The following is a 9807-nucleotide window of genomic DNA, read 5'->3' as shown; positions in this document are numbered from 1 at the left end:
GGTTTCATCGGCGTTGCCGGCGGTTTCGTGACCCAGCACGCTGATCTGCTCGACGTTGCTGTTGACGTTCTTGGCCACCGCCGACTGCTCTTCGGCGGCCTGGGCGATCTGGTGACTCATGTCCACGATGGTGGAAATGCCGGTGGCGATCCGGTCCAGGGCCTCGGTGACGTCGGAGGACTTCTGCACCGTCTGTTCGGTCACCTCGTGGCTGTTGGTCATGGCGGTCACCGCGTCTTTTACACCGCTCTGCAGACGGGAAATCATACCTTCGATTTCCTCGGTGGACTTATGGGTCCGGCGCGCCAGCGAGCGCACCTCGTCGGCCACCACCGCGAAGCCGCGGCCCTGCTCGCCGGCCCGGGCCGCCTCGATGGCGGCGTTCAGCGCCAGCAGGTTGGTCTGCTCGGCAATGGCCTTGATCTCCACCAGCACCTGGCTGATGCTGCCGCTGTCGGCGCTGACCCGGTTGATCACCTCTACCGCGCCGGTGATTTCGGTGGACAGGCGATTGATGGTGGCCACCGTCTGGGCCACCACTTCCCGGCCCCGCTCGGCATCCTGCTCCGCCTTGCCGGCGGTATCGGAGGCCCGCAGGGCGCTTTCCGCCACTTCCTGCACGGTTTCCACCATCTGGTTCATGGCTTCGGTGATCTGGTTGGTTTCCTCCATCTGACGGGACACCGCATCCCGGTTGGAGGTGGCGGTTTCATTGACCCGAACCGCCTGCTGATCCACGTCGCCGGTGGTGGTGCTCACCGACCGCACCAGGTCCGCCATCTTGCTGGTCATGTTGTTGAATTCGCTGGTCAACTCACCCAGCTCATCCCGGTTCTTGATCTCGATGCGAACCGTCATGTCACCGGCCGCCACTTCCCGGGCGGCCCGGCTGAAGGCACTGATGGCGCTGCGTACGGACATGAAGAAACCGATATAGAGATAGACCACGATCGCCAGCACCAGCAGCAGGGATACGAAGATCAAAGTGCGCTGCTGCTTTTCCGCCGCCAGCCTTTCATCCAGATTCGTGTCGATGAGCTGGAAAATCGTTTCCACCACGGCACGGGCGGGCTCGATCTGGGCGGTCATCAGGGCGTCGTATTCCTGCCAGGGCATTTCCAGACGCATGGGTGTGATGATGTGCTCGTCCAGCAGAAGCTTGGCCTCCTCCAGGCTCTGGCCCAGTTCGGCAATGGCACCGCCGGCGCGCTCGTTCAGTGCCGGTGAGGCGCTGGTGGAGAGAGTGAGCGCGGACTGGAGCTGGATGTCCAGGGTGGTGAGGGTGTCGTAGATCTCGTTGATGTTGTCACCCAGGGCGTAGCCCAACTGACCGTCCAGCAGCGCGAACACACCATAGGCGCGGGCCTTGCCGACGGCACTGTGCACGTTGGGCAGAACCAGGGTCGCCAGCTCCAGCATGAGCTGGTTGCTGCGGGAGTCGTCCTGGGACAGACCGGAGATCTGTACGGTGGCGGTCATCAGCGAGCGCACCTTCTGCACGAATTCCTGGTAGTACTTGAACTGGGGGTCCATGTTCTGCTGGTACAGATCCTCGGTTTTCAGCTGCTGCCAGTCCGCCTGAAGCGCTTCGACCTGATCCTGCCAGTTGCCGTTGGCATCGAAGGTGGCCGGCTCCGCCAGCAGCGACTCCAGAATGCGGTCAATGTTGTTGCTGGCCTCACCCGCCAGGGCCAGTACCTCGGTCTGGTTCTTGAGCTTGCCGGCGGACTGGTAGTCCCGGTAGCGGATTGCGGAGTCCAGCAGGTTGTCCACCTCCTCGAGACGCTCCATGCCCTCGATACTGCGGGTAATGGTGGTGACCGAGCGGTTGAGTTCACTGACCACCAGGGAGGCGAGACCGACAATGGGCAGGAGAAAAAGGATACTGATAAGACTGAATTTGTAGAACATTGGCAGGCGGTTCATCAGCGCCACGGCCGGACTGATCAATTGCTTCACAGCAGAACTCCCAGAGCGAGTAGTGCGGGCCTTTTTTTATCGACCCTTATAGTTCTTTTGTCGTAAGAATCCCATAAAACTTTAGGGATGAGTGTTATTTATTTGTAAAACCGGAGGCTTGATTTGACTCAGGTCAGGTCTGCGCAGACGCCGGCTCAGCGACTGAATCCGGCGATAACCAGTAGCGCAAATACACAAATCCAGACCAGGAGACTGCGGTTGAGCAGATTGCGGATGGCGGTGAGACTGTTGTCACCGAACGTCAGCCACTGGTCGGGATGAAGGCGCTCAAAGCGCTTCGGGTCCAAGGCATAGCCGGTCAGGGCGCCGTCGGCGGATTGCAGCAGCACCTCTTCCGGCCGGCTGCGTAGTGAAACCAGGATGGGCCTGCCACGGCTGAGCCAGCCGGCCAGGTCCCCCGCCAGGCCGAACGACAGTGACAGCAACCGCGCCGGCAGCCAGGCGAGCAGGTCAGCAGCGCGACCAAAACCGGGCCGGGCGGCGCCCTGGGGCCAGTGGTCCCGCAGCGCCAGGGTGCCACGCACCAGTATCGCGACGGCAATACCGCCCACCACGTACCAGAACAGCAGCAGGAAGTAACGCTCGAACATTGTGGTCATGAATCGCCGTGCCAGCGTCAGGTGAAGCTCGCTCGGCGAGTTGGCCTGGCCCCGCTCACGCTCCTTGAGGCAATCCTTGACATGGTGCCGGGCGGCCGCCATGTCGCCCCGCTGCCAGGCCTCGGCATAGGCCTGCAGGCGGCCACTCCAGCCCGGTGCCCCCAGCAGCAGTATGAGAATCAACAGATCGAGCGGATAGGTCAGAGCATACCAGGAGGAGTCACGAAGCCAGTGGCTCAGCACAAGCAGTACGAGTGTTGGCACCAACACCAGCAGGATGCCGGGCCAGCGCCGGGCCTCCCGACCCGAAGGCACCCTCGCCCCGGAGCGGAACAGGGCTCGCCAGGGGTTATCCGGGTCCAGCCGCTCCCGGCTGTCCAGGGCGCGGCGCACCATGTACGCCAGCAGGACCACTACAAAGGTCATGGTTGCGGAGCGCTCCTGTGCGGACTGGCCAGCAGGCCGTGGAAGCGTGGCCAGTCAAAAGCCGGGCCCGGGTCGGTCTTGCGTCCGGGTGCAATGTCGCTGTGTCCGGTAAGACGGTCCGGTGTGATCTCGGGCCAGGCCGCCATGATCTCGCAGGCGGTGGCGGCCAGGGTAGCGTACTGACTGTCGGTAAAGGGCACCTCATCGGCACCCTCCAGCTCGATACCAATGGAGAAGTCATTGCATTCATGGCGGCCCTCAAAACAGCTGCAGCCGGCGTGCCAGGCCCGGTCCAGCAGGCTGACGAACTGCACCATCTCGCCATCTCGGCGGATCAGCAGGTGGGCGGAGACCTGAAGCCCGGCGATGGCCTGGAAATAGGGATGTTCATTGGCATCGAGCCGGTTACAGAAGAACTGCTCGATGGCTGGGCCGCCGAACTGGCCCGGCGGCAGACTGATATTGTGAACCACCAGCAGGGAGATGTCGGCATTGTCCGGCCGCGGACCGAAATTGGGCGACGGACACCAGCGGGCCTGTGGCAGGCGACCGGTGCGCCTGAGGGTCATCGCGGGATCTTCGGGGGAAAGCTCCATAGTGGCCGGACGGCTCCACGGCAAACGGCCCCGGCCGACCTTGGCCGGGCTGAAGTCCCCCGGGCAAGGCCACACCTGGGCCTGGTGCATTTGCCAGTGATTGAAGCATAAAGGCGGAATGGCCGCCAGTGACCGTCAGTCCCGGCGACTGTGACGCAGGTTGTCGATGATGGACTCCAGGGCACGGTCAAAGATCAGGCCGTCGTCCAGCAGGGCCACCTCGCCGGCGGCCATGGCCGAGGCCAGATCGTCCCGCAGGTATTCCGCCACCTTGGCACCGTTACGGTTAACGAAGATGTATTTGCCGGTGGCCTTGATCACCGCCGCCAGCTTGCAGCGGATCTTCTGCTCCTGGCCCTGCAGCTCGATCCAGGAACCCACCCGCAGCCGGTCGGCCTGGGCCAGCCACTGTGGCGGGATTTCCGCGGCCGGCGCCTCGGCTGTCTCTGCGCTTTCGGCAGCCGCAGCCGGGGCCTCGCTTCCGGTGGCCTCCGGTGCCGGCATCGGGGTGTCCGCCGCCTCCGGCAGGGAAACCTCCTCCGCCGGCGCCTTTAGCTCGGGCTTGACTGCATTCGCCTCGGGCGCTTCAGGGGTCGGTTCGCGATAGGCCACCAGACGCTGGAGTACGTCCACGTGGGTCAGCTCCAGATCCCGGATGGCGTTGTCGATGGCAAAGGGGTCCCAGGAAATACTGTGCAGGCCGGCCCGAAGCTCGTCCACGATGCCGGGGATCGCCCGCAGAAGTTCAGCACGGGTGCCCGCCTCCACGGGGCGCGGATCCACGCTCCATACCAGCTTCCGGGTCAGCTCCGCGGCCTTGTTCCACAGTTCGCTGTCGTCTCCCTCCCGCAGGTTCACCCACTGCAGGTACTTGCGCCAGGGCTCCAGCAGCAGGGTCTCCACCGAGGCAGGCACCTCGGCCTGCGCCAGGGACTGCTCCAGCAGGGAGTCCACCGCCACCTTGGCGCGCTCCTGTCGGGCCCTGCCCTCCTCCGCATCCTTCAGACGCTGTTCCACCAGCTCCCGACGGCGGCGGTCCAGATCCATGAAGTGGCTGAAATCCTTCAGAAGCTCGGTGAACAGGTCGACATTGTCGGTGAACTCGGTCACCAGCCGCTCCACCACGGATTCGATCTTCTCCCGCAACGGGTCGCGCTGACCGGCCGGCTTCTCGTTCCAGCCAATGCCAGCCATCGCCAGTTCGTTCAGCAGCTTGCGGGCCGGGTGGCCACCGCGGTTGAAGAAGCTGCGGTCACACAAGGCGACCTTCAGTACCGGGATCTGCAGGCGGCCGATCAGGGCTTTCATCAGCGGCGGCAGCTGGCGATCCTCGAGGATGAAATCGAACAGCATGGTGACCAGGTTGATGACATCATTGTCCACCTGCTGGACCGAATACCGGACGCCGTTCTCCGCCGCCAGGGCCTGCTGGAGAAGGCTGGCCAGGGATACCACCTGGGTGCTCGAACCGTTGGCGGGCAATACCGTCTGCTGGAGCTGGCCCAGCCGGCTCATCAGGTTCCGCGTGTCCAGGGGCTGACCCCCGCTGGCCTGCGGGTAGACGCTGCCGGCACCTTCCTGGTGCAGCAGCGCCGACAGCTCGGTGAAAGTGACTGAACTGGCATCGGCGCTGTCCGGAGGGGTCAGGCCGCCGTGGTTAGACATGACGGCACCGGCCTGGCCGGCACTGGGGGGAACCGGCCGGCGGGCCTGGCCTTCGGGCTTGCCGCCGATTGGCGCGCGCTTGAGGTCCGGCAGCACGCCCTCGGAGACCAGTAGCCGGTTGGCCTGCTGGTACAGGCTTTCCAGGCGGTTGATCAGCAGGCGGTCAAACAGTTTGAGCACCACCAGTTTGGCGCGGATATCAATATCCAGGTCGCCGCAGGCCTCGCCAAGCCCCGTGCAGATCACTTCCGGGCTGAGGGGCATCTGGCGTTCGGCCAGCTTCACGTCCGGCACCAGGTGGGCAACACGGGTCGCCAGCAGCCGAATCGCCTCGGTATGACGGTTCCGGAGCTTGCTGATCAGGTTGTCGATGGCGACGCGCTGCTCCAGCTCGCCGTGATCCATCAGGGTCAGGCTGTCCTGATCCACTTCATTCAGACCACGGCTGCCAGGCATGGGGTCAAAGCGGCCCAGTTCATTGAAAGCGCGACTGACCCACTGCAGGATGGACAGACTCATGTGCTTGCGCCGCAGGCGAAGCTCCCGCATGGCATCGAAGTAGGCGGTCTGCTCCTGGTTGGAACCGGCCTTGTCGGCAAGATTGAACAGGGCATCATCGGAGCCGTCGAAAAACTCCGACAACAGGGTTTCCAGTGCCCGGCCAGACGCATCCCTGAGCCGCAGGAGGGCGCCAGGCATGGCGAAACGGTCCATTCCCCCCGGTGATTTCAGATTGACAACCTTGTTGTCCCGCGCCATGACGGCATACTCCGATTTAACATTGATTTACCTTCGATACGTGCACTATAGGCCTGCAGAGCGTCACCTTGTGTCAGGTTTTGTCACCTTTTGTGATTGTCGGAACCGGTTCACAGTTTAAGCCTCCGGCGCTGCCACGAATTTGGCCGCAGAGCCCGCCTGCGCCACTTTTTCACCCAAGCCCGGTGGATGCTGCCGCGATCGCCGACGCGCCGGCCGGGTGACGCAGAACGGCATTTTGGGCGACTGCCGGTCACCCCCGAGTTTTGTTGGCCTCCCCCCGCCACTAGGGCTAGAATCCATCTTCACTGTTCGAAACCAGCCAGGATCCGCCCAGCACCATGACCCCCGCTTTCGAGGAACGACTGCGCCAGGCCCGAGTCGAATCGGTGGCCCGCAGCCTGAGTGAAGACATCGGCGACGGCGACATCACCGCCGCGCTCATTCCCGCCGACCGCACAACCGCCGGCCGGGTCATCACCCGCGAACACGCGGTGATTGCCGGGCGCGCTTGGGTGGAGGAGGTCTTCCGCCAGGTCGACCCGCGCATGGAGCTGGATTGGCATGTCCGGGATGGCGACCGCGTCGAGCCCGACCAGGTACTGTTTAGCTGCCGGGGTCCGGCCCGCAGCCTGCTGACCGCTGAACGCTCGGCCCTGAACTGGCTGCAGACCCTCTCCGGCGTTGCCACCCGCTGCCGCCAGTATGCGGATCAGGTCAGCCACACCGGTGTACGCCTGCTGGATACCCGCAAGACCCTGCCGGGCCTGCGGCTGGCGCAGAAATACGCCGTCACCTGCGGGGGCTGCTTCAACCACCGGGTGGGCCTGTACGATGCCTTTCTGATCAAGGAAAACCACATTGCCGCCTGCGGATCCATCGGTCAGGCGGTGGCCATGGCCCACGAGCTGGCCCCGGGCCGGCCGGTGGAGGTTGAAACCGAATCCATGGCGGAACTGGAGCAGGCACTGGCGGCCGGGGCCGACATCATCATGCTGGATGAATTTTCGCTGGCGGACATGAAAGCCGCTGTTGCGCTGGTCGCTGGCAGGTCTAAACTGGAAGCCTCGGGCGGGATCAATGCCGACACCCTGGTAGCGGTTGCCGAAACCGGTGTGGATTACATTTCCATTGGCGCTCTGACCAAGGATGTCCGAGCCACTGATCTCTCCATGCGACTGGACGCGATTCGCTGACCCGCCCTAGCCGGCCGATCAGGGATTCGCAGTATGCCGGCGGTGCTGTTGGCTGCGCGGTAGGTGACTGAACGGGTAGGGATACCATTGAACGCAAGCGACCGCACCATCACGGCGTCTTTCTGGCGCCACCTGCCCCTCCAGGTCGGCATCTACCTGGCGCTGGCGCTACTGAGCTGGCATTTCACAGTGCCCGGCAGCCTGGCGCCGGCACTCTGGCTGCCAGCGGGCTACGCCCTTGCCCAATTGCTGCGCCGGGGCGTGAATGCCCTGCCGATGACGGTCATCGGCGCCATCCTGGCAGCGGCCCTGCTGGGCTACCTGAGCGGCACCGGCGCTGCTGCCCGGAGCGCCGGACTGATCGCGGCGCTGGCGGCCTTTGCCATCCTCACCCCGACTCTGGCCGCCTGGAGCTTCAAGAAAACCAGCGCCCTGCATTCCCCCCTGCACAGCTATATCGCGTTCCTGTGGCTGCTTGGCGCCCTGACCCTGGCCTGCTTTGTCGCCAGCCTGCCACTGGTGGCGGCCTCCGTACTGGTCATACCCGGCAGCCAGCTGCCCGCCGACACACTGCTCCTGAGCGGCTGGTTCAGCGGCTTTCTGGGCTCCCTGATCATGGCGCCGGCGGTGCTGTCGGTCACCGCTCGACCCGTGGCGGCGGTGCCCTTACGACGCTCCATGGAGTGGCTCACCTGGTTGCTGGTATTGGCCTTCGTCGTGACCCTGGCCTGGCACGAGCCGATTCAGAGCCTGTTCCTGCTGCTGCCACTGATGACCTGGGCCGCCACCCGCTTCTCCCTGCCCTGGGCCATGGCGGCCATCGGCCTTGCCGCCCTCAGCGGTCTGGTCTGTGCCTTCGGCGCCCGCAATGGCCTGGCCACCGGCGGCGGCTACCTGCTGATCCAGAGCCTGATTGCGGTCATGGTGGCGGCGTCCTGCTATGTGCGGGTGCTTCTGGAGGATCGGGAACGGATTGAGAACGGCCTGGAACAGGTGGTTGAGGAGCGCACCCGCGAACTGCAACTGACAAACTACGAGCTCAAGGACGAGATCTTTGTCCGCCAGCAGGCTGAGAAGTCCTTCCGGCGCTCGTCGCGGCATTATCGCGCCCTGTTTGAGACAGCCAGCAACCCCATCATCGTGATTGATGGCAACATTCGCATCCGGCAGTGGAACGGCGCCGCCGAGTCCCTGTTCGGCTACAGCCGCGACGAGGCGGTTGGCCGCAGCCTGACCGACACCTTCATACCGGCTGAGCAGAAGGATGAGCTGGCCTGGAAAATCGTCAAGGTGCTCAATAGCGGGCTGACACAGGACACCATGGAAACCCGGGTCACCACGTTCAGCGGTGAGGTCCACACCATCCTGTGGAATCTCAACCGGCTCCACGAGGACGAGGACGACCGCCGCGCCCAGCTGATCCTGATCGGACAGGACATCTCCGAAATCCGGCGCACCCAGGACCAGCTGCACTACCTGGCCCATTACGATGTACTGACAGACACCGCCAACCGCCGCCTGTTCGAGGACCGCTGCCGCCAGGCCATCACCAGCGCCCTGCGTCACGGCCACCACTGCGCCCTGATCGGTCTGGACATCGACCATTTCAAGCGCATCAACGATACCCTGGGCCACGATGCCGGCGACCGGCTGCTGCAGGAAATCGCCCGTCGGCTCCGGGCCAGCCTGCGGGAGGAGGACACCATCGCGCGCCTGGGAGGCGACGAGTTCGCGGTGCTGCTCAATCAGGTCAACGGCGCCGAGGGCTGCGAGAAGGTGGCCCGCTCGCTGCTGGAGACCATTACCCAGCCCATCGACGTTCCCGGTGGCGAGCTGGTCATTACCTCCAGCATCGGCATCACCCTGGCGCCGGATGACGGTCGCAGTTACGAGGAGCTGCTCAAGAACGCCGACATGGCCATGTACCGGGCCAAAAAGGCGGGTCGCAACAACGTGCAGTTCTTTTCCGCCGACATGAACGACGACATGCTTCGGCAGATGACCATGGAACGGGAACTGCGGGAGGGCATTCGCGAAGGCCAGCTACAGCTTTACTACCAGCCCATTCTCAACGTCCGCACCGGTCGCATCAGCGGCCTGGAGGCGCTGTTGCGGTGGCAACATCCGACCCGGGGTCTGCTGACACCGCGGGAATTCATTGATGTGGCGGAACAGAGTGGCCAGCTCCAGACCCTGGGGGAATGGGTCTGCCTCAATGCCTGCCTGCAGGCCCGGGCCATCCAGGCCATGAGCGGCTCGCCGGTGACCATCAGCATCAACCTGTCGTCACGCCAGTACAATCACCCCCGGCTCGCGGACCAGCTGGACGCGGTGATCCGGGAGACCGGACTGGACCCGGGTCTGCTGATGGTGGAGATCGATGAGCGGATCCTGTCGGAGCGCATGGAGGAAACCGCCCGCACCCTGGCTAAACTCAAGGCGCTTGGGATCGGCCTGGTGCTCGACCGCTTCGGCAGTGGGCTGTCGTCCCTGCGCCTGCTGCGGGATCTGCCTTTCGACCAGGTCAAGATCGACCAGCACCTGCTGCAGCATGCCCCCCAGGAAGAAAACACCGCCGCCATCGTG

At 64.2% G+C, this 9807-nt stretch carries 6 protein-coding genes; 2 read left to right on the top strand and 4 right to left on the bottom strand.

What is annotated here, in order from left to right; translation table 11 throughout:
• From R3280_RS14395 to R3280_RS14380, 4 genes are all read right to left on the bottom strand, one after another.
• The coding region (locus R3280_RS14395) for a methyl-accepting chemotaxis protein (RefSeq protein WP_318999308.1) at positions 1 to 1959 on the bottom strand (1959 nt) is incomplete at its 3' end.
• Positions 1960 to 2114: 155 nt separating this feature from the next.
• Positions 2115 to 3005, bottom strand: a complete 891-nt coding sequence (gene ampE, locus R3280_RS14390) for a regulatory signaling modulator protein AmpE (protein ID WP_318999307.1) — start codon at positions 3003 to 3005, stop codon at positions 2115 to 2117.
• Positions 3002 to 3574 (bottom strand): 1,6-anhydro-N-acetylmuramyl-L-alanine amidase AmpD, encoded by a 573-nt coding sequence (gene ampD / locus R3280_RS14385; protein WP_318999309.1) that lies wholly within the window; start codon positions 3572 to 3574, stop codon positions 3002 to 3004. The genes ampE and ampD overlap by 4 nt, the downstream gene beginning before the upstream one ends.
• A gap of 162 nt (positions 3575 to 3736) precedes the next feature.
• Positions 3737 to 5965, bottom strand: a complete 2229-nt coding sequence (locus tag R3280_RS14380; protein WP_318999306.1) for a DUF1631 domain-containing protein — start codon at positions 5963 to 5965, stop codon at positions 3737 to 3739.
• Positions 5966 to 6366: 401 nt separating this feature from the next.
• Between R3280_RS14380 and nadC the strand changes: the two genes are divergently transcribed.
• Entirely contained in the window at positions 6367 to 7221 is an 855-nt protein-coding gene (gene nadC / locus R3280_RS14375) for a carboxylating nicotinate-nucleotide diphosphorylase (protein ID WP_318999305.1), read from the top strand.
• Between the two features lie 87 nt (positions 7222 to 7308).
• A partial coding sequence (locus tag R3280_RS14370; protein ID WP_318999304.1) for an EAL domain-containing protein occupies positions 7309 to 9807 on the top strand: 2499 nt, incomplete at its 3' end.

Source organism: Marinobacter sp., assembly GCF_033722195.1.
Classification (GTDB): Bacteria; Pseudomonadota; Gammaproteobacteria; order Pseudomonadales; family Oleiphilaceae; genus Marinobacter.
The sequence above is the reverse complement of the archived record's forward strand: the minus strand, read 5'-3'. Positions and strand labels throughout refer to the sequence as shown.

What these genes read in the sequence shown, in the direction of transcription:
- ampE (WP_318999307.1), bottom strand. Translation starts at nt 3,005, where the DNA reads ATGACCTTTGTAGTGGTCCTGCTGGCGTACATGGTGCGCCGCGCCCTG.
- ampD (WP_318999309.1), bottom strand. Translation starts at nt 3,574, where the DNA reads ATGACCCTCAGGCGCACCGGTCGCCTGCCACAGGCCCGCTGGTGTCCG.
- R3280_RS14380 (WP_318999306.1), bottom strand. Translation starts at nt 5,965, where the DNA reads ATGCCTGGCGCCCTCCTGCGGCTCAGGGATGCGTCTGGCCGGGCACTG.
- nadC (WP_318999305.1), top strand. Translation starts at nt 6,367, where the DNA reads ATGACCCCCGCTTTCGAGGAACGACTGCGCCAGGCCCGAGTCGAATCG.